Source organism: Gammaproteobacteria bacterium, assembly GCA_013003425.1.
In the GTDB taxonomy this organism is placed as follows: domain Bacteria; phylum Pseudomonadota; class Gammaproteobacteria; order Steroidobacterales; family JABDKV01; genus JABDJB01.
The window spans coordinates 1-19,469 of the sequence record JABDJB010000064.1 but is presented as its reverse complement, the minus strand read 5'-3'; the positions used below and the strand labels follow the sequence as shown (position 1 = coordinate 19,469).

Here is a 19,469-nt window from a genome sequence, read left to right as displayed (position 1 = left end):
TCTCCTATCCGGTGTTCTGCATGAACTCGTCAGCGGCGGCAATGGCACGCTCGAGATCGGCAATCAATGATGCAACGTCGCTTTCAATCACGGCAACCTCGCCCTGCAGCGAAGCGATCGCCTGCGCGTTCAGGTTGTGTTTCAGCCACAGTACCTGGTCGCGAAACGGGTTCAGTACCGGCTGGATGCGCGCTTCTGCGCGGCGCATGACCGCGACCATGCCATCATAGCGACGCTGCGTTTCGCGCAGCTGCTGTTCGCTCTGGGAGCGCAGCTTGGCGCTGCTGTACTGGTCCAGCTCGTCTTCCCATTCACGAAACAGTGCGCTGGCAACATCCTCAATGGCGTCGATGCGGCTGCCTACCTCTTCAGCTTTGGCTTCGGAACGTTCGAGCTCACGATTCAGGTCCTTGTAGCGCGACTCCAGCTCACCACCGTCATATTCGACGACGCTGCGAAAGCGTTCGAGCGCGTTCTCGAACTGCTCTTTGGCTTCGACCTGTGATTCGCGCGCCTCGGCGACACGGTCGACCAGTATTTCACGCTTGTGAATGCCGAACTGCTCCAGAGTGTTGTAATAGGCACTGGAGCAACCGGCCAGCAGGCCAGCCAGTAGCAGGGCAATCGATATCTTGTGAAGCATGTTTCTTTTTCCTTCTGCGGACACACCAGTTTAACCGGCTCGCGACTCAGGCGCCCCCCAGCTTGAAGAACTCGCGGGCTGTGGCCGTGGTTTCCCGCGCCAGTTCGTTGAAATCCCGGCCACTGTGACGGGCGACGGCGGCAAGTATGTGCGGCAGATGCATCGGCTCGTTGCGCCGGGTTTTGGGTTTCGGCTCGAGGTCGCGCGGCAACAGGTACGGCGCGTCGGTTTCGATCATGAGCCTGCCGGGCGGAATTCCGGCCACGGCCTCCTGCAGGTCGTGACCGCGGCGTTCGTCGCAGATCCAGCCGGTAACGCCGATATGCAGATCCAGGTCGAGGCAGTCGTAAAGCTCGGCTTTGCTGCCGGTGAAACAGTGCGCCACAGCGGCGCTGATACGGTCGCGGTATTCGCGCACGATGGTAATAAATGTTTCGTGCGCATCGCGCTGGTGCAGGAACACCGGAAGCTGCAGCTCGACGGCAAGTTCCAGTTGTGCGAGAAACGCGTGTTCCTGCTCGGCCGGGGTGGAGAAATTGCGAAAATGATCCAGCCCGCATTCGCCCACGGCGACAACCTGGGGTAACCCGGCCAGCTGGCGAAACTGCCCGGTGGCGTCGTCGTCGAATTCGCCGGCATGGTGCGGGTGCATACCGGCGGTGGCATAGAGCACACCGGGGTGGTCCGCAGCCAGTTCGGCCGCGGCGCTGCTGCCGGCGACGCTGGTGCCGGTGATGACCATCTGTACGATACTGGCGGCGGCAGCGCGCGCCATGACCGCCTGGCGATCATGGTCAAAGCTGTCGTGGGCCAGATTGGCCCCGATATCGATCAATTGCAGCGCTTTTTCGTGCGTCATGGCGTGAAAAGTGGCGGGAAACCAGCCCGGTACTATAACCTAGCGCGCTCGGGGCAGACCCACGGCGGGCGGTTCCGGATACTTATAAGACAGCGGGGGATCGCGCACGGCGCGTCACAAAGCATTGGCCCTGGATAAAGACAAGCTGGCAAAGCTGCGCATCGAGCCGCAGCAGCGCGTCGCCGGGCGCGGTATCGGCCCGTATATCGCCGGTGCAGCTGTTCTGGTAGCCGTGGTAATCGCGGTGATCGCCGGCATGCAGTTCTTTGCCGAGCCCGAGGCTGATGCACCGCCGCCGCTGGAAACCGCGACGGCGCAAAGACCGGGCGCGGCGCAGGATGCGGTGCTCGACGCTTCCGGTTACGTTGTCGCACGTCGCATTGCGACGGTGAGTTCCAAGGTCACCGGCCGCGTGGACGAGGTATTAATAGAGGAGGGCATGGCCGTCGAACAGGGCCAGCTGCTGGCGCAGCTCGATGACAGCACGGTTCGAGCGGCCTACGGGCTGGTCGAGAGTCAGCTGGAATCCGCACGGCGCAACCTCGACGAAACACGCGTGCGTCTGGCCGAGGCTGAACGCCAGCTGGCGCGTACCGAGAAACTGCGTAACGAAAACCTGGTAAGCGAGGTGGCGCTCGATAGTGCCCGCTCGGAGGTTGATGCGCTGCGCGCGCGTCTTTCGGCCTCGCGCTCGAATGTAAAAGTTGCCGAGCGATCATTGGCAGTGCAACAACAGCAGCTCGACGATTTGCAGATACGAGCGCCGTTTGCCGGCATCGTGATTTCCAAAAACGCCCAGCCGGGCGAGATGATTTCGCCGGTTTCCGCCGGCGGTGGTTTCACCCGCACCGGCATCGGCACGATTGTCGATATGGATTCGCGTGAAATTGAGGTCGACGTCAACGAGGCATACATCAACCGGGTTTCACCTGGCCAGCGCGTCGTGGCTACCCTGGATGCCTATAACGACTGGGATATCCCGGCGAGTGTTATCAACATCGTGCCGACGGCTGATCGCCAGCGCGCTACCGTCAAGGTACGCATCGCATTCGACCAGCTTGATGCACGTATCCTGCCGGACATGGGTGTGAAAGTACGTTTTCTCAACGAAGAAGCGCTGGTCGAACGCGAAGGGCCCGAAGTTCGCGCAGTAGTACCGGCCACCGCTATTCGCAGCGACAACGGTACCGACTACGTCTGGCGTGTGCGGGGCGGCGAAATAGAGCGCCGTGCAGTCTCAACTGCACGACGCAAGGGTAACAAGGTAGAAATAACCGCCGGCATCGAGCCGGGTGATAGCGTGGTAACGATAGCGCGCGTTGACCTGGCAGACGGCGACAAGGTAAATGAATTATGAGTGATCCCCTGGTACGAATCAGTGCACTGACAAAAACCTACAAACGTGGCTCGGAAGAACTGCATGTTCTGGATAATCTCGATCTCGAGGTCGAACGTGGTGATTTCGTCGCGCTGATGGGGCCGTCGGGGTCAGGTAAGACCACGCTGCTGAACCTGATTGGCGGCATCGACCGGCCCGACAGCGGCGGCATTGACGTTGACGGGCAGCGCATCGACCAGCTCAGTGATCGCGCCCTGGCGCACTGGCGCTCACGTCATATTGGTTTTGTATTCCAGATGTTTAACCTGCTGCCGGTGCTGACCGCGGAACGCAACGTCGAATTGCCGCTGTTGCTGACCAGCATGAGCGGCTCCGAGCGGCGCGAACGAGCCCGCACTGCGCTGTCGCTGGTGGGCCTCGAAGACCGCATCTCGCACAAGCCATCGCAGCTTTCCGGTGGCCAGGAGCAGCGCGTCGGCATCGCCCGCGCCATCGTCACCGACCCCGAATTACTGCTGTGTGACGAACCGACCGGCGATCTGGACCGAAAATCCGGTGACGAGGTGCTGGAACTGCTTGTTGCGCTGAACGAGACGCAGGGCAAAACCATCATTATGGTGACGCACGATCCGCGTGCGGCGGAGCGGGCTAAACGGATCGTGCATCTGGACAAGGGTCGGCTCAGCGTCGCGGAGGCGGCATGACCATCCTGGCCCAGCTCGGCATGGCGCTGCTGGGGCTGGCCGGCGTCATCGTCGTGCTGACGCTGGTCATCGGCATCCCGCTGGGACTGGCCTGGCTGCTGCTGAAGCTGGCCGGTGCCAACGGCAACCTGCTCAGCGCCAGCCTGTTTCGCAAGCGGCTGCGCACTTTTTTGACGGTGGGGTCGATCATGATTGCGTTCATGATGTTCGGCCTGCTGTCGGCGCTCGACAAGGCTTTTTCCGCCGGCGTCGACATCGCCGGCGCCGACCGCATGGTGACCCGTCACAAGGTCACCTGGATTCAGCTGCTGCCGATTTCCTATCTCAACCGAATTCGCGCTATCGACGGCGTGGCTGACGTGACCCATGCAACGTGGTTTGGCGGATATTTCAAAGAGCCGAAAAATTTCGTCGCAACTTTTCCCGCCGACATTGAGAGCTACTTGCGGATTTACCCGGAGCTGGAAATTCCGCCGGACCAGAAAGAAGCGCTGCTTGCCGACCGCACCGGGTTTGCCGCCGGCTATGCCGTGGCTGAGCGGTACGGCTGGGAAGTGGGCGAGTCCTACCCGATACGGTCAGAAATTTATCGTCGCGCCGACGGCAGCGATACCTGGGATATGACCCTGCGCGCTATCTACCGGCCGAAGGACAACCAGGGCGACCCGACGGCCGTCATGCTGCACAACGACTTTTTCAACGAAACATTGCCGGAAAGCTGGCGTGACCAGGTTGGCTGGTATGTCATCAGGGTCGCCGATGCCGATCGCAACGCCGAAGTGGCGCAGGCTATCGACGATTTGTTTGCCAATTCACCGGTAGAGACAAAGACCGAATCAGAAAAAGCCATGGCGGCGGGTTTTGCCAATCAGGTTGGTAATGTTGGCGCTATTGTTACCGCAGTTGTAACCGCCGTGTTTTTCACGATGCTGCTGGTAACTGCCAATACCATGGGCCAGTCGCTGCGCGAGCGCACCAGTGAGCTGGCGGTACTCAAGACGCTGGGTTTTACCAATACCCGGGTTACCGTATTGGTTATCGCCGAAGCACTGTTAATTACATTCATCGGCGGGCTGGCCGGGCTGGGGCTGGCTCAGCTGGTGGTCCTTACGGCGGGTGACAAACTACGACAGTACCTTGCCGTTTTTGATATCCCTGACAGCGCACTGTGGATTGGCATCATACTGATGGCAGTGTTCGGGCTTATAGCCAGCGCGATCCCCGCCAGCCAGGCACTGCGGTTGCAAATTGCCGATGCGCTGAGGAAGGCCTGATGCGTTTTCTCAACTGGCTTGCCCAAATTGTCTCGGTTACCCATATGAACCTGCGCAATGTCCCGGCGCGGCCGAGTTCGACGATCGTTGCCATGCTGGGTATCGCCGGGGTGGTTGCGGTTCTTGTTGCAGTGTTGTCGATTGCCGCCGGCTTTCGCTCAACGCTGGAAACAACCGGCTCGGAGGACGCGGCTATTGTTTTGCGTTCCGGTTCAACAGCAGAGCTGTCGAGCGGGCTGTCGGCCGACCAGGTGCGAATCATCGCTGAGGCACCGGGAGTGCGTGCCGGCGCCGACGGGCCGCTGGCCTCAGCAGAGCTGTTTGTCGTTGTTGATGCACCCAAGCGTGGCGCCGGTACGCCGGCCAATGTGCCGCTACGTGGCGTCGGTCCAAACGCTTTCGAGGTGCGCGATTCGTTTGCGCTGACAAAGGGGCGTCGGTTCGAGTCAGGGCTGCGCGAAGTTATTGTTGGCGCTGGTGCAGCGCGCGAATTTTCCGGGCTGGATGTTGGCGCCACGCTGAAGTGGGGCAGCAACGAATGGATGGTGGTTGGCGAGTTCGAAGACGGCGGCAGCCTGTCTGAATCGGAAATCTGGACCGACGTGCGGGTGCTGCAGGACGCGTACAATCGCGGCTCCAGTTTCCAGTCGATGCGGGTGAAGCTCGAAAATCCCGACATGCTGCAGACATTCAGCGATGCGTTGAGCAGCGACGCGCGGCTGAATGTTACCGTCGAGCGCGAGAGTGAATTCTATGCCGGCCAGGCCGGCCCGCTGGCGAGAATCATCGAGTCGATAGGCTGGGTGGTCACAGCGATGATGGGCCTGGGTGCGATTTTCGCCGCGATACTCACGATGTATGCGGCAGTTTCTGCACGGACGATCGAAATAGCGACATTGCGCGCACTCGGCTTTGGCCGCATCCCCATCGTGGTGTCGGTGCTGGTTGAAGCGCTGGTGCTTGGCCTGATCGGTGGCCTGATAGGTGGCGTTCTTGCCTACATCGGTTTTAATGGCTACCAGGCCAGCACACTGAACTGGTCCAGTTTCAGCCAGGTTACTTTCGCCTTTTCGGTGACCCCGGCACTAATCGTGACCGGCATGATCTATGCGCTGGTGATGGGTTTCGTCGGCGGCCTGATCCCCAGCTGGCGCGCAGCCAGCATGCCGATTACCGCCGCCTTGCGCGAACTTTGAGTATCGAGTTCCCAAAGCTGTTCGAGCCGCTCGATCTCGGCTTTATCACGCTGCGTAACCGCGCGTTGATGGGATCGATGCATACCGGTCTCGAAGACCGCGCCCGCGACTACCCGAAACTTGCTGCCTATTTTGCCGAGCGCGCCGGCGCCGGTCTGATCGTCACCGGAGGTATTGCGCCAAACCGCGCCGGCTGGGTCGCACCGTTTGCCGGCAAGCTGACACGCAAGGGCGAAACAGCACGGCACCGTCTGGTAACCGATGCGGTGCACGAAAAAGGCGGGCATATCTGCATGCAGATACTGCATGCCGGGCGCTACGGCTATCACCCGCTGGCGGTGGGACCGTCGGCTTTCAAATCGCCGATCACGCCGTTCAAGCCGCGCGCGCTGAGCACCCGGGCGGTATACCGGCAGATCGACGACTTTGCCCGCTGTGCGGCACTGGCGCGCGACGCCGGTTATGACGGTGTCGAAGTGATGGGCTCCGAGGGCTACCTGATCAACCAGTTCCTGGTCGAGCACACCAACGATCGCGATGACGAGTTTGGCGGCTCATTCGAAAATCGCATGCGCTTTCCGCTGGAAATCGTGCGCAAAGTGCGCGCCGCGGTCGGTGACGATTTCATCATTATCTACCGGCTGTCGATGCTCGACCTCATCGAGGCCGGCAGCGACTGGCGCGAAGTGCTGACGCTGGCACAGGCCATCGAGGCGGCCGGTGCGACGCTCATCAATACCGGCATCGGCTGGCACGAGGCGCGGATACCCACCATCGCGACCATGGTGCCGCGCGCGGCGTTTGCCTTCGTCACGGCAAAGCTCCGCGGTGCAGTCAATGTCCCGTTGATAACCACCAACCGCATCAATATGCCCGCCGTGGCAGAAGAGGTGCTGGCGCGTGGCGATGCCGACATGGTGTCGATGGCGCGGCCATTCCTCGCCGACCCGTACCTGATGGAAAAATCGCAAAGCGGGCGCGTGGATGAAATCAACACCTGCATCGCCTGTAACCAGGCATGCCTGGACCACGTGTTCGAGGGCGAACCCGCGACTTGCCTGGTCAACCCGCAGGCGGGGCGAGAAACAGAGCTGGTTATCGAACCGGCTGCAACACCACGGAATGTCGCTGTTGTCGGTGCCGGCCCTGCCGGGCTGGCGTGTGCTTCGGTGGCGGCAGAGCGTGGCCACAATGTCACGCTGTACGAAAAGGCCGGCGAGATTGGCGGCCAGTTCAATCTTGCCCGGCGCATCCCGGGCAAGGAAGAGTTTGACGAGACGCTGCGCTATTTCCGCCGCCGCATGGAGCTGGCCGGCGTCAACGTCCGGCTGCAAACTGAAGCAACGGCGCAAACGTTGACGGCCAATGGTTACGATGCGGTGGTTGTGGCAACCGGCGTGACGCCACGCGTTCCGCCCATAGAAGGCATCGATCATCCGAGTGTGCTGCGCTACGACGAAGTTATTTCAGGACGCCGGCAGGCCGGCAAACGCGTAGCAATCATCGGCGCCGGCGGCATCGGTTTCGATGCGGCCGAATACCTGACTCACGAAGGCGAACACCCGCAGGTCGAGGCTTTTCTTGACGAATGGGGCATCGATCCACAGCTCGAGGCGCGCGGCGGCATTGCCGGCGTGGAGCCGCAGCTGCCGGACAGCAAGCGTCATGTGTGGCTGCTGCAGCGCAAGAGCGCCAAGCCGGGCAAGGGGCTGGGCAAGACGACCGGCTGGATCCACCGTACGACGCTGCAGCGACGTGGCGTGATGATGGTGCCGGGCGTGAAGTATCACCGTATCGACGATGCTGGCCTGCACGTGGAGATCAATGACCAGCCGCAGACGCTGGCCGTCGATACCGTGCTAATCTGTGCCGGTCAGGAGCCTCAGCGCGAGCTGGTAGCTCAAATTGAACCCTCCGGGCTCGAGGTGCATCTAATCGGGGGGGCCGATAAAGCGGCGGAACTGGACGCCAAGCGGGCCATCGATCAGGGCACACGGGTGGGCGCAGCGCTATGAAAATCAAGATCTTACTGGTATTACTTCTAGTTGCTTCTCTGGCGGGTTGCGACGTAAGCGTCAATGAAGACGTGGTCATCGCGGCCGGCTCCAAATCCAGCTCGGGTGCCAGCTCGGTCAACGGCAACATTGTCGTCGGCGCCGACGCCACTGCTGACGGCTCGGTCAAGTCGGTCAACGGCCGGATAACCGTCGAGGACGGCGCCACGGTAAAAGACATTGCCTCGGTCAACGGACCGATCAGCGTCGGTGAGCGGGCGCGCACCGGCAGCATCGAGGGCGTGAACAGCTCGACCGACTGCGAACAGAACGCGCGCGTCGACGGCGATATCAAGCTCGTCAACGGCGGGGTGAAGGTAAAAAGCGGTGCGACCGTCACCGGCAATATCAAAACGGTCAATGGGCCGATCCGGCTGACCGGGGCAACCGTCGACGGTAACGTCGGTAACTACAACGGCGGCATCGTTATTACCGACAGTTCCACCGTGAAAGGAAATGTCACCGTTTACAAACCAAGCGGCCAGGACATCAAGGAGCCTGCCCTTGTCATCATCGGCCCGGGATCGACCGTGCTGGGTAAACTCAGTTTCGAACGGCCGGTAAAGCTTTATATCCATGAAATGGCCGAAGTCGATTACGACAAGATCGACGGCGCCGATCCCATCAGTTATTCCGGCACCGGGTTACCTGAAGATGGCTGAAGCGCAGCTTGACCTGCTCGCGCCGCACGCGCCCGATTCGCGCTTCATTATCAGAGAGAGTCCCCGCGCCCATCACATGGCAATCCATGTCAATGTGGACGGTGTTGTGGAAGTCGTGGTGCCGCGGCATACCCGGCCCGGCGAGGTGCAGCAGTTTGTCAGCCAGCACCGCCAGTGGATCGACCGCGCGCTTGGGGAAGTGGAAAAGAATGTTTCCCCGGCAATGCGCTCGATGCCCGACAGCATCGAGCTGCCGGCGCTCGGTGCATGCTGGCGGGTGGAATATGCTCACAAGCGGCTGCATGAGCGTGATGACGTAATTGAAGTGCCCGCGGTGCACGAGGATCGCCCGGCCTGCCGGCAGCACCTGCGTCGCTGGCTGCAAACCAAGGCACGCCAGGAGCTGGTGCCGCAGCTCGAACGTATCGCCGCCGAACACGGCTTCGAATTCAAACGCGTCCAGGTACGCGGCCAGAAAACCCGCTGGGGCAGCTATTCATCCAGCGGCACCATCAGCATCAACTATTGCCTGCTGTTCCTCGAACCGGAACTGGTCAAGCACCTGATGTTCCATGAGCTGTGCCACACCAGGCACCTGAATCACTCGCGCCGCTTCTGGCGCCTGCTGGCAAAACACCAGCCAAATTTTCTCGCGCTGGAACGCCGCCTCGACCAGGCCCGTACCAGCGTGCCGGGCTGGCTCGCCCTGTAGCGACCACGGCCGCGGTGTCGGCTCGCTTTACATCCTGTGCTGATGCCAACGGTTGCGCCCGAAATTCACGCTACATAACGAACAGCGAGGGGTAAAACCGTTCGCAGTTTGTGCGGCAAAACACCAGCGTTGCTTTACATAGCGCTCCTGCGCAGCAAACCGGCCCCGCTTTTGCATCTTTCCAGGCAATGACGTTTGCGAACCTGCAAGGGTGCCATTATGAAAAATTTGTTTTCCAACCTGACATTGGTGTTGCTGCTGGCAGCTCCTGGGTTTTCGTTAGCCACGCCGGTTACGGTCGGCGACCTCGAGTGGCGCCAGGTTACTGACACACTCGGTTTCAGCTGGAACGACTTTGCGTCGGTCTGTGATCCTGATTCTGGTGCGTGTTCCGGCAATCTTGGCGAAGTCAGTTTCGATGGCTGGACGTGGGCCGGCATTTACGAAATTGGTGATCTCTTCTCTACCCTATTTGGGCATCCGGGCGGAATCTCTAACCTGCAATTTCCGTACAGCGAATGGGCACCGGCTTTTTTTGAACTATTCGATCCGGCACCGGGCCAATATCCGGTCGCGTGGGGTTGGTCCCGCGATGAAGCGACTGCGACCAGGGGCAGAGCTGCGAGAGTTGTCGACTTCCCGTATATGGACCAGGCGTTTACTGGCGACAACATAGACAAGGACATCACCAACTACCAGATCGGAGGTTGGTTTCACCGTTCCGCCCGCGTACTCGTCCCCGAGCCCGGCGTCGTCTTATTGCTCGGCGCCGGACTGATCGGGCTGGGTATTACTCGCCGTAGTCGCTAGTCGCCAGGTCGGGGCGCGTTGCAGCAATCGCCTGCAACAACATCGATGACTGGCGTGCCCTGCCGTCGGTGCACGGCATGTTGCCCTTGCCAGGGGTTGCGCAGGCCTGCGCGGTGGAGGCCAGATTGGCCATGTAGCCCTGGAAATCGTGGTAAGCGTATTCGGCGATTGAGGCCAGATGGGCGTCGACTGCCGCGGCTGCAACAGCAATGCAGGCGAAAATCAGCGCGGCGACGGTGAACAGCAGCAGATCGGTCATTGAAAACAGGCCGATGCAAAAACACGAATTTTGGCGCGGGCAGCTGCAGCAGGCCCAGACCGCCGTCACATTGTACGGTGCTGATTGATCTGTCTTACACTGTGGAATCGAGATGAGCCGACACTGATGAAAAATCCGCTCCGGGCCACCATGGTCGTGGCCGCATTGTTTGCCACTAGCTGTGGCGGTGGCAGCTCCGGTGGCGGCACGCCGCCGCCAGCGCTACCCAATCAGCCACCACCGCCGCCGACACAGTTGACGGTGAACACCACACCGGTATTCGCTGGTCAAAGCTTCAACCAGCCGCTCGACCTGATCGAGCAGGATGGACGCTGGTATGTCGCCGAGCGCGGCGGGATTATTTATACGTTTAGCGGTACCGGCCGTGGTGGTACCCAGGTGGCAATGAATATTTCCGATCGGGTTGTCAGCAATGCCAGTGAGAACGGCCTGATGGCATTTGAGTTTCATCCCGAAGTCGGTGCCAACGGCGCGATGTATGTTTCCTATACCGGAGGCAATCCGCTCGAGGCCCGTCTGTCCTATTTCGCCTTTAATTCGGGTACCGCCACGATAGATGCCGCCAGCGAGCAAATACTATTGACGGTGCCGCAGCCAAATACCAATCACAACAGCAGCGACCTGTCGTTCGAGCCCGGCACGATGAACCTGTACTGGGGTCAGGGCGATGGCGGCGGTGGCGGGGACCCCGGCGGTAACGGTCAAAACACGGCCAGTCTGTCTGGCACGATTTTGCGATTGGACCTGACGACGCCCAACGCGGTAGCGATTCCGTCGGGCAATCCATTTGCCGGCGGCGCCGGTGGCCGTCCGGAAATTTTTCTTTACGGCGTGCGCAACCCGTGGCGTTTTGATCAGGACACAGTCAGCGGTAATTTCTATTTTGGCGACGTCGGCCAGAATTCCACCGAGGAAATCAACCTGGGGGTAGCGGGCGGCAACTACGGCTGGAACTGCTATGAGGGCAGCGCCAGCTTCAGTGGTGAGTCCGGTTGTCCCGACCGCTCCGGAACTGAGACGCCAATCGCCGAACTCAGTCGCGATAGCGCGCAATCGATCACGGGCGGGCTGGTCTACCGTGGCAGCGCCATTCCCGACCTGGTAGGCAAGTTTGTCTACGGTGATTTCATTACCGGCAACATCTGGGCCCTTGAGCAGACTCAGAGTGGTTTCGCTAACGAATTGATCGCCGAGACGAACCTGTCCATTGTCTCGTTTGCCCGCGACAGCGCCGGCGAGCTTTACGTCATCTCATTCGTGTCAGGCGACATTCACAAGATCGTCCCCTGACCGGTGATGCGGCGGTGACGCGCGGCTCGACGGAACAGGCGCCGCCAAATTTGCCAAACGGTTGCGCGGCATCGATCCTTGCTGGCGCGGTTTTCATCTCACATTCAACAATATACCGCGCCATTCTGGAGATGCTGGCAGGCGATGGCTAAGCTGCTGAAACAGATCGGTGCAGCACCAGTGGCGGCCGGACACAACGACATGGCAACCAGAACAAACCGCTCGTTTCCAATCGCATTAGGCCTGTCATCGGCTGTCCATGTGATTGCTTTTGTCGCGGTGGCGTTGTTCGTCACTTTTGAGTTCGACCCCTCTATCTACACGCGCTTGCTGACAGTAAGTATTCAGCCCACGCTGAGCGAGGAAGGCCTGGAGAAGCGCGAACGCGTGTCTGTTGCCAGTGCGCCGGCTGTGGTGCCCGAGAAAAGCGTGGCACAGTCGCCGCCTGAGCCGGCAACCGCGTCACCGTCGCAGCCTGCGCCGCCGCCGGCGCGACCGGCCCGGCAGCAGCCGGCATCAGTAAGGCCGGCGGTCAGGCAGGCGGTCAGGCAGGCGGCCGCCGCCCCCGCCCCGGTGCAGGCCGAAGCGATAGTCACGACAACCGGCGCAAGCGATGCAGAAGTGCCAGGCGCGCCACCGGAGCCGGTAGCCGAGCCGGTTGCAAAGTTTGCGCTGGCGGCAAGAGAGCGGCGTATGCTGGAACAGCGCATCGATAAGCTGCAGGACCAGATTGCACGCATGCCGCCTGACCTGCAGCAAGTGTCCTGGAAGCATCGCGGCCAGGAATATACCGCCCGCATACGTCGCGACGATATACGCGGCAACACGGAGATTGAGCGTGTGACGGTCGAGGTGAGCAAGTTCGAGGATGGCAGTCATATGACGACGGAGCTCACGATGCGGCGGCTGGCGTTTTCCAACTTCACGCAGTTTGTCGGTCGCTGGGATCCGCAAGTGCAGATTCACCGCGACGAAATGGACGGTCGTTTTCATTCCAATACCAGCATCAACCTGTTGTCGTCGCGCGACGGTCGGCCTCGTTTTCACGGCAAGGTTTCGGTAGCCGCGCGCGGAGTGAATCTGGACAGCGAGGGCCGCGTGCATCACGATGATATTTTTCTCGGCGGGCTGGAGACGGGGGTGAAAGCTATCAGGCTGCCGGACCGTTTCCTGCCGTTTCCTGAAGACCGCCATGTCGATGAGGGGCTTATCCATCGTTTAACCAGCGACACGCGCATTCGTTTTCACGCGGATGGAACCTATGGCTGGAGCAGGGCGGGACGTGACAGCTTCGAGGAACGCCGCGACATCGGCGACGAGATTTACCTCTTGGCAGGGCGCAGGGCGAGATTGTATGTGAGCGGGACCGTGCGCGGCCGGGTGCTGGTGTATTCACCGCGCAAGGTCGTCATCGAAGGTGACCTGGTCTACTCGCGACACCCGGAACGTTTCGCTGACAGCGACGACTTCCTCGGGCTGGTGTCCGATCGCGACGTCGAAATTGCCGCTGCGGACGTGACCGGCGAAGGGGACCTGACCATACACGGCTCCATCTATGCCAGGGGCCGTTTCGCGGTGCGTGGCTACCGTCGCGGCCCGGACGGTTTGCTGGCCATCTACGGCAGCATCAGCGCCGGTACCGTGTCGGCCACCGAGCCGCGGTTTCGCACCAGGATCAGTTTCGACAAACGGCTCGAACACATGCGCCCACCGGGTTTCCCGATGACTTCACGCTACGAAGTCACCTCCTGGGACCGCGAGTGGGTCGCCAGGCCGACGGCACACTAGGTTTATCCGGGCAGCGGTCACAACACCCCGATGGCAGAATCGGCTTTGCACCGCGCCTGCATGACAGGGAGTTGATGCCGGCGTTGGCGGCATCAATCCCCAGGTACCTGCCGGCTGCCGGAGTAAATCCGTTCAGCGGCCGGTGCTGTTACTTGTGCTCGCTGATGTGAGCGTAATCGGCATCCGCCATCAGCTCACGAAAGCCCTTGCTGCTGACGCGAATCAGGTCCTCGTGATCACCAGCCTCAAAATAGACGTCCGATCGCATCGTCAGCATCTTGTCGACAATCGTCTTGATGCCGTAAGCGCCGCCCAGTGCGGGCACTGCGCCCGGCGTGCAGTCGTCGAATGCCTGCGGCAGGTCACTTTCCGGCGCCAGCTTCAGATCGGTGCCGAAATAGTCCTCTGCCCGTGAGATCTGTAATTCGTGACTTGCCGGCAGTACCGCCAGCACGTAGCTGTCGGACGCTGTCAGCAGCACGGCCTTTGCCAGCTGTTCGCCACTGATATGGGCGGAGTGGGCGGTCTCCAGGCTGGATTCCGAACGGGGATGGGGCACCACGGTGCAATCGACCTTTTTCTCTTCGACATAGTCCAAGACTCTTGCAGGAATGGTCATCACGTACTCCTTGCGCGCAGTTCGCGCGAACTGGACCTGAGTACAGGGTTAGCCTGCTGACGAAAGCCGTCAATCGTGAAATGTACTAATCGGGGTCAGACCGAGATTATTCGTCACAATTACTAATCGGGGTCAGACCGGGATTATTCGCCACAATTGCCTCAACCAGTGTGATTTCCGGCTGGTGTGCAAGCCACGCAGGCCCTGTAATGACGCAAACCCGACCGGACTGCCCAATTGCCGCGCCCGCCACGCTATTTCATACCCGGAATCCCTCAACACGTTATTCAGCGTGGCGTCGATCGGCAGCCCACATTCTTCGAGACAGCAGATTACGAACTCTATTTGCAGGTGCTCCGTGCTGCCTCGCAGCAGCACGACTGCCCGGTGCATGCGTATGTTCTGATGACCAACCACACGCACCTGTTGGTTTCGCCAGGAAATGAAAGGTCGATTCCCTTGCTGATGCAGGTGATAGGGCGGCACTATGTGCAGCCGATAAACAAGCGCTACAACCGGACGGGCACGTTGTGGCAGGCACGCTACAAGGCGAGCCTGGTACAAACGGACCGCTACTTATTGACCTGTCACCGCTATATCGAACTGAATCCGGTCAGAGCCGGGATGGTGCGCCATCCTGCGGAGTATCTATGGTCGAGCTACCAGTGCAACGCAAACGGCAAAGGTGACCCCATTGTCGTGCCGCACTCGGTATATCAATGCCTTGGTCAGTCCGATGAGGAACGGCGGCATGCTTACCGGGGTTTGTTTGCCGATAGCCTATCCCCAGACGAGTTGGATCAGATCAGGACAGTAACCAACTCGTGCCGGGTACTGGGTAACGACAGGTTCAGGGACCAGGTTGAAGCCATGCTTGGCCGCTCAGTGCGGCCGGGCAAGGCCGGGCGCCCGCGAAAGCGCCCGGTCGACGATTGTTACAAATAATCTCGGTCTGACCCCAATTATTCTCAATTACTCAACGGCATGGGATTCCACGCCTCTTAGTCGTTCTGCCAGCGATTTGCCTTTCCGGGAGCTGCCGCTCATTCGCTTGCGCAGTTCTTCGTCGAGGTCCGGTGATTGATCATTTTCAGGTAACGGATTGTCTGGCTCTGGGCTCCGAGGCGTCGGTGGCGCGTTCTCTTGTTGGTAGGATCGAACAGTCAATGCCATCATTTCGCTAAATTTTTCATCTGCTTCTTTAAGTCTTTTTTCCTCAAGACAGTCTTGCCATCTTTCGATTTCTGCGTTGTAACGAGCGCGCTCTTCCTTGGCGCGTTGCTCCCATTCAGGATCGCTGGCTGAGATATAATCGTAATACGTTGAAACAGCCAGTTCACGATACTGCTTAGAGGCCTCCGCTGCATCATTGACGAAATCATAGATAGCATATAGGCCACCGGTTGCCGCACCGCCAATGATTTTCCCTTGTATTTTTTTCTTTACTTTTCTACCTATGGCTTGGCCTAATGATTCCCCCACTTTTGTGAGGGCTTTTTCAGTCACTTCATCTCCAGCTTCTGACAGTGCAAAATCTGCGTATCGGCTTGTAAGCTCGCGATCAGGATCATAAAACTCCGGGTCTAAACCTAACGGATCGCGAAGTGATGCTGGTTGATTGGCGACGAAGGCATAACGATTTCCGAGGTCCAGATCTGAGGAAACAGGATCCCGCTGCAGGAACCGCCCGGTGACCGGATCGTGATAGCGGTTGCGGAAGTAATAGAGACCGGTGTCGGCGTCAAAGCGGCGGCCCTGGAACAGGAACTCATTGCCCAGCGCCGACGGCGCCTCGACATTGCCGAAGTCGTCGTAACGATAAGTTTCGGCGAGGTTACCGGCGGCATCGGTCAGCGACACTACGTCAGACCGGACGTTTTGATGAGCAAAGAACGTGCCGGCGCCGAGCGGATGAATGGTCGAGCGTTCGAACTGCACCAGCTCGTCAATATCGCCTGGCCCCCACACGTAGGTGATGATCGTCTGGTCGGCCGCATTGCGTTCCTCGACGGGCTGCCAGCCGTAGTAGTAATAGCTGGTCGTGGCACCGCCGGCGTCTTTCGCGGCGCGGCGGTTGTCGGCGTAATAAAGATAATTACTGAGTGGCCCACGGCTGCCGTCACTGACGCTGACCAATCGATCGCGATAATCGTAGCTGAATGTCCGCGTGCCATCGGTTAGCAAATTGCCATTTTCGTCGTGCGTGCGCGTAGCGCCTGTGATCTCGTCGTATTCGTTCATCTCGTTGCTGGTGTAGCTATCGACCAGCGGACCTGCAATGCCGGGGCCGGCGGCACCGGACGGGCCGGGCGCTTTCAGGAACAGTGCCCGCAGGATGGCGAGATCGAGCAGGTCCGTGGAGCCGTCACCGTTGAGATCGGTGTCGAGGTCACCCGGGCTCAGGAAAAATATGCGGAATATCGCCAGGTCCTGCAGATCGACTGCGCCGCTGTTGTCGACGTCGCCATCGCAGAGATTGCCATAGCCGTCGCTGTCAGTGTCACGCTGGTCCGGATTTGCCACTTCGAGGCAGTTGTCAGCAGCGCCGACCAGGCCGTCGCCATCGATATCGACGATGGTCGGGTCGACCGTCGCGATCACCTCAGTGCGGTTGCCGACGCCGTCGAGCTGGTAGGTGATCTCATCGACGCCACGCGTTGCCCCGGGACCGCGCATGCCGGCCTGGTCCAGCCGGGTCGTCGTGATGCGGTAAAGCGAGTCATAGACGTATTCGTCGCTGAGATTGCCATCGTCGAAGCGATGCTCACTGAGGCGCTGGTTGGCGCGGTTGTAGTCATAGCCGCGGTCCATGAAAGCCGTGGTGCCGTCGGCCAGCAGGCACTGCTGCGCTACAACCCGCTTGATGCCGTCATAACCGACATCGATCGAATCAGTCTCATCGAGATAGCTCAGCGATGTGCCGTTACCTGCCAGCCGGCGCAGTTCGCGGTAGCCGGGCCCGATCCAGTTGCTGTCGGTGATCAGACCGCCTCCATCGCTGGTCAGTTTGACCCGGTCGATGGCATCGTAGGTGTGGGTGAGAGTCCGCCCGCCGGGATAGGTGCAGCTGAGCTTGTCGCCGTCACCGGAAAAGGTGCGCGAAACGGGTTTGCCGTTCTGGCGTTCTTCCAGCACGCGTGACAGCGAGTCGTAAACCAGTTCGGTCTGCTGCAGCAGGGTGCCTGCATCCCCGTTGTCATCACTGCTGGCGGTCAGCCGCGACAGTCCGTCATAAGAATAAGTCTGTCGCGTGGTGCCAGCCACGCCACTGCCGCGGCTGATGTCCACCTGCACCAGCCGGTTGATGGCATCGTAGGTATTGATCACCACCGAGGCGTTCGGGTCGACGCTTTGTACCAGGTTGTCGTCGCCGTCATAGCTGTAGGCATGCGCGGTCAAATCGGCATTCGCCTGCGAAATGCGCCGGTCCAGCGCATCGTAGCCGAACGACGTTGTATTACCTTTGTCGTCGCTCATGCCTGTCAGCCGTGAGTTGCCATCGTAAGTGTAGCCGCGGGTTACCTGGCCATCCGGGTTGGCGGGGTTCGAAGTATCCAGCGCGCCGTCGCCGCTGCCTCCCACACGCAGGTCATAGATGGCCTGGATGCGCCGGTCGAGCCCGTCATACACATACGTTGTCGAGTTGCCCGGAACATTGATGTCGCCAGGAAAGACACCCAGCGGGTCGGGCAGCGTCGCGGCCTGCGCGTCGCGGCTGTCGATCAGGTTGTCGCGCGAGTCGTAGCTGTAATAGCTGGTCTGGCCGATGTTGTCGGTGGTGCGCACGAGGCGGTCGAGCTGGTCGTAGACATTACGCGTGGTAAACGTCTCATCGGGTACCAGCGCTTCGGGTGACAGCTCGACGCTGCTGCTCAGTACTACATTGGAGTTCTGGTCGTACTGCATATCAGTGCGGTTGCCGAGCGCATCGATGGTGGAGATCATCCGGCTGGCGCCGTCGTAGACCGTCTGTGTGACTTCGCCGTCGTCTTCCACCCGGAAGGTTGGCCGCGACAGCGCGTCATATTCAAAGCGGTCCGTGACAAAGCCGTCGCTGTTGTCGTCGAGAAGGTTGACCGGGTTGAGCGTGGTATAGCCGGCTGCGAGAAACAGCGCCTGGTCCGTCTGGAAGACCCGGTTCAGCTCATCGTGGGCGGTACGCGTATCGCGCAGCGGAGTTGGCGCGCTACCGGGCGAATCCGGAGGGTGACCGAAAACCTGCTGCTGTACAGCGTTCGAAGCCGGGTCGTAGCTGGTCTGTATGAAGTTTCCCAGCGCGTCGGTCACCTGGATCACCCGGTCGAAACCGTCGTAGGCAGTGATGGTCTGCTCCGGATCACTGTCGCCGTCGTTGTCGGCGGCATCGATGAAGCGCTCCGGGTTGCCGTTGAGGTCGTAGTCACGCTGTGTGGTCGATGTATCGGGCGAGCCGAAACCGCGGGTGGCCGTGAACAACAGGTCTCGTTCGTCGTAAACGCTGCGGGTCTCATTGCCTTCAGGCTGAGTGACCGACACCAGGTTCTCGTTGGCGTCGTAGCGGTACTGGGTAACCAGGGTGGTGTCACTGTCAATCTCAACGGTCCTGGTCACCAGGCGGTTGAGTATGTCGTAGGTAAAGCCGTACCCGACAAATCCGCCTACGCCAGCGGTGTTACCGTCGCGGTTCTCGATCTCGCGCAGGATCACCCGGCCATTGTAATCGTAGGTGTTGCGCAGCTGGTAGGCGAACGGTGCCTCTCCCGTGATCAGCTGGCCCGAGGCGGCGGCCTCGGTCACATCAGCGCCGCGGGTGATCACCACCGGTTCGTTGAGCTGGTTGACCTCGACGGTTGTCACCACGCCACGTGGATTACGTGTGGCGATGATGTTGCCGACCGCGTCGTAGCTGAAGTGCGTCTCGAGCTGCACCGGCGGTACCGGGCTGGTGCGTCGGGGCGAATTGGCGGCATCGCGAGTTGACGTTTCCACGTAACCGGTTGCAGCGGTGCCTGGATCGCCCAGCGGAGTGACACTCGGAACGCCATCGCCGTCGGGATCGTTGGCCGGGTAGTAGCTGTTGGCAACAACATTGCCTTCCGCGTCGATGGTCGCCAGCAGCTGGCCGCTGTCGTTCCATTGCATCTCGGTGATGACCGGCTGCGACGTGGCACCAAAGTTGCCGGCTTCGTTGGAGCCGGGCAGCAACTGCACCGTCGGCGCCGCGATACGCACGATATTGCCGGCAGTTTGATTTGTGAGC

At 60.3% G+C, this 19,469-nt stretch carries 16 protein-coding genes; 11 read left to right on the top strand and 5 right to left on the bottom strand.

Features of this window, described 5'->3' with window-relative positions:
- Positions 1-4: 4 nt before the first annotated feature.
- Entirely contained in the window at positions 5-643 is a 639-nt protein-coding gene (locus HKN06_09410) for a DUF2959 domain-containing protein (GenBank protein ID NNF61529.1), read from the bottom strand.
- 46 nt (positions 644-689) lie between these two features.
- On the bottom strand, positions 690-1,478 hold the full coding sequence (locus HKN06_09405) for a hydrolase TatD (GenBank protein NNF61528.1): 789 nt from the start codon (positions 1,476-1,478) through the stop codon (positions 690-692).
- Positions 1,479-1,626: 148 nt separating this feature from the next.
- Between HKN06_09405 and HKN06_09400 the strand changes: the two genes are divergently transcribed.
- From HKN06_09400 to HKN06_09365, 8 genes are all read left to right on the top strand, one after another.
- Positions 1,627-2,859 carry an efflux RND transporter periplasmic adaptor subunit gene (locus HKN06_09400; protein NNF61527.1) on the top strand — a complete coding sequence of 411 codons (1,233 nt, stop codon included), beginning with the start codon at positions 1,627-1,629 and terminating at the stop codon, positions 2,857-2,859.
- A complete protein-coding gene (locus tag HKN06_09395; protein ID NNF61526.1) occupies positions 2,856-3,545 on the top strand; it encodes an ABC transporter ATP-binding protein in 690 nt (229 codons plus the stop codon). The genes HKN06_09400 and HKN06_09395 overlap by 4 nt, the downstream gene beginning before the upstream one ends.
- A complete protein-coding gene (locus HKN06_09390) occupies positions 3,542-4,819 on the top strand; it encodes an ABC transporter permease (GenBank protein ID NNF61525.1) in 1,278 nt (425 codons plus the stop codon). Before HKN06_09395 ends, HKN06_09390 begins: the two co-directional genes overlap by 4 nt.
- The gene (locus HKN06_09385) at positions 4,819-6,015 is read left to right on the top strand and encodes an ABC transporter permease (GenBank protein ID NNF61524.1); all 1,197 of its coding nucleotides are present in this window, start codon (positions 4,819-4,821) and stop codon (positions 6,013-6,015) included. Before HKN06_09390 ends, HKN06_09385 begins: the two co-directional genes overlap by 1 nt.
- Positions 6,016-6,017: 2 nt before the next feature.
- Positions 6,018-8,030 (top strand): NADPH-dependent 2,4-dienoyl-CoA reductase, encoded by a 2,013-nt coding sequence (locus tag HKN06_09380; protein NNF61523.1) that lies wholly within the window; start codon positions 6,018-6,020, stop codon positions 8,028-8,030.
- Positions 8,027-8,731 carry a hypothetical protein gene (locus tag HKN06_09375; protein NNF61522.1) on the top strand — a complete coding sequence of 235 codons (705 nt, stop codon included), beginning with the start codon at positions 8,027-8,029 and terminating at the stop codon, positions 8,729-8,731. Before HKN06_09380 ends, HKN06_09375 begins: the two co-directional genes overlap by 4 nt.
- Positions 8,724-9,443, top strand: coding sequence for a DUF45 domain-containing protein (locus HKN06_09370; protein NNF61521.1), 720 nt, complete (start codon positions 8,724-8,726; stop codon positions 9,441-9,443). Before HKN06_09375 ends, HKN06_09370 begins: the two co-directional genes overlap by 8 nt.
- Positions 9,444-9,662: 219 nt before the next feature.
- Positions 9,663-10,253 (top strand): PEP-CTERM sorting domain-containing protein, encoded by a 591-nt coding sequence (locus HKN06_09365; GenBank protein ID NNF61520.1) that lies wholly within the window; start codon positions 9,663-9,665, stop codon positions 10,251-10,253.
- On the opposite strand, the gene HKN06_09360 is transcribed toward HKN06_09365, so the two are convergent.
- Positions 10,234-10,512, bottom strand: coding sequence for a hypothetical protein (locus HKN06_09360; GenBank protein NNF61519.1), 279 nt, complete (start codon positions 10,510-10,512; stop codon positions 10,234-10,236). The genes HKN06_09365 and HKN06_09360 overlap by 20 nt on opposite strands.
- Before the next feature lie 126 nt (positions 10,513-10,638).
- On the opposite strand from HKN06_09360, the gene HKN06_09355 reads away from it, so the two are divergent.
- Entirely contained in the window at positions 10,639-11,823 is a 1,185-nt protein-coding gene (locus HKN06_09355; protein ID NNF61518.1) for a glucose sorbosone dehydrogenase, read from the top strand.
- A gap of 144 nt (positions 11,824-11,967) precedes the next feature.
- Positions 11,968-13,611: a hypothetical protein gene (locus HKN06_09350; GenBank protein NNF61517.1), complete on the top strand. Its 1,644-nt coding sequence runs from the start codon at positions 11,968-11,970 to the stop codon at positions 13,609-13,611.
- Between the two features lie 148 nt (positions 13,612-13,759).
- Here the strand turns inward: HKN06_09350 and HKN06_09345 are convergent, their stop codons facing one another.
- Positions 13,760-14,230 carry a YbaK/EbsC family protein gene (locus HKN06_09345; protein NNF61516.1) on the bottom strand — a complete coding sequence of 157 codons (471 nt, stop codon included), beginning with the start codon at positions 14,228-14,230 and terminating at the stop codon, positions 13,760-13,762.
- Positions 14,231-14,467: 237 nt separating this feature from the next.
- On the opposite strand from HKN06_09345, the gene HKN06_09340 reads away from it, so the two are divergent.
- Positions 14,468-15,175 (top strand): transposase, encoded by a 708-nt coding sequence (locus HKN06_09340; protein NNF61515.1) that lies wholly within the window; start codon positions 14,468-14,470, stop codon positions 15,173-15,175.
- A 27-nt stretch (positions 15,176-15,202) separates the two neighbouring features.
- Here the strand turns inward: HKN06_09340 and HKN06_09335 are convergent, their stop codons facing one another.
- Positions 15,203-19,441: a hypothetical protein gene (locus tag HKN06_09335; GenBank protein NNF61514.1), complete on the bottom strand. Its 4,239-nt coding sequence runs from the start codon at positions 19,439-19,441 to the stop codon at positions 15,203-15,205.
- Positions 19,442-19,469: the final 28 nt, after the last annotated feature.

Coding starts and splice junctions, on each gene's coding strand:
- HKN06_09410 (NNF61529.1), bottom strand. CDS start 643: ATGCTTCACAAGATATCGATTGCCCTGCTACTGGCTGGCCTGCTGGCC.
- HKN06_09395 (NNF61526.1), top strand. CDS start 2,856: ATGAGTGATCCCCTGGTACGAATCAGTGCACTGACAAAAACCTACAAA.
- HKN06_09390 (NNF61525.1), top strand. CDS start 3,542: ATGACCATCCTGGCCCAGCTCGGCATGGCGCTGCTGGGGCTGGCCGGC.
- HKN06_09385 (NNF61524.1), top strand. CDS start 4,819: ATGCGTTTTCTCAACTGGCTTGCCCAAATTGTCTCGGTTACCCATATG.
- HKN06_09375 (NNF61522.1), top strand. CDS start 8,027: ATGAAAATCAAGATCTTACTGGTATTACTTCTAGTTGCTTCTCTGGCG.
- HKN06_09370 (NNF61521.1), top strand. CDS start 8,724: ATGGCTGAAGCGCAGCTTGACCTGCTCGCGCCGCACGCGCCCGATTCG.
- HKN06_09365 (NNF61520.1), top strand. CDS start 9,663: ATGAAAAATTTGTTTTCCAACCTGACATTGGTGTTGCTGCTGGCAGCT.
- HKN06_09360 (NNF61519.1), bottom strand. CDS start 10,512: ATGACCGATCTGCTGCTGTTCACCGTCGCCGCGCTGATTTTCGCCTGC.
- HKN06_09355 (NNF61518.1), top strand. CDS start 10,639: ATGAAAAATCCGCTCCGGGCCACCATGGTCGTGGCCGCATTGTTTGCC.
- HKN06_09350 (NNF61517.1), top strand. CDS start 11,968: ATGGCTAAGCTGCTGAAACAGATCGGTGCAGCACCAGTGGCGGCCGGA.
- HKN06_09345 (NNF61516.1), bottom strand. CDS start 14,230: ATGACCATTCCTGCAAGAGTCTTGGACTATGTCGAAGAGAAAAAGGTC.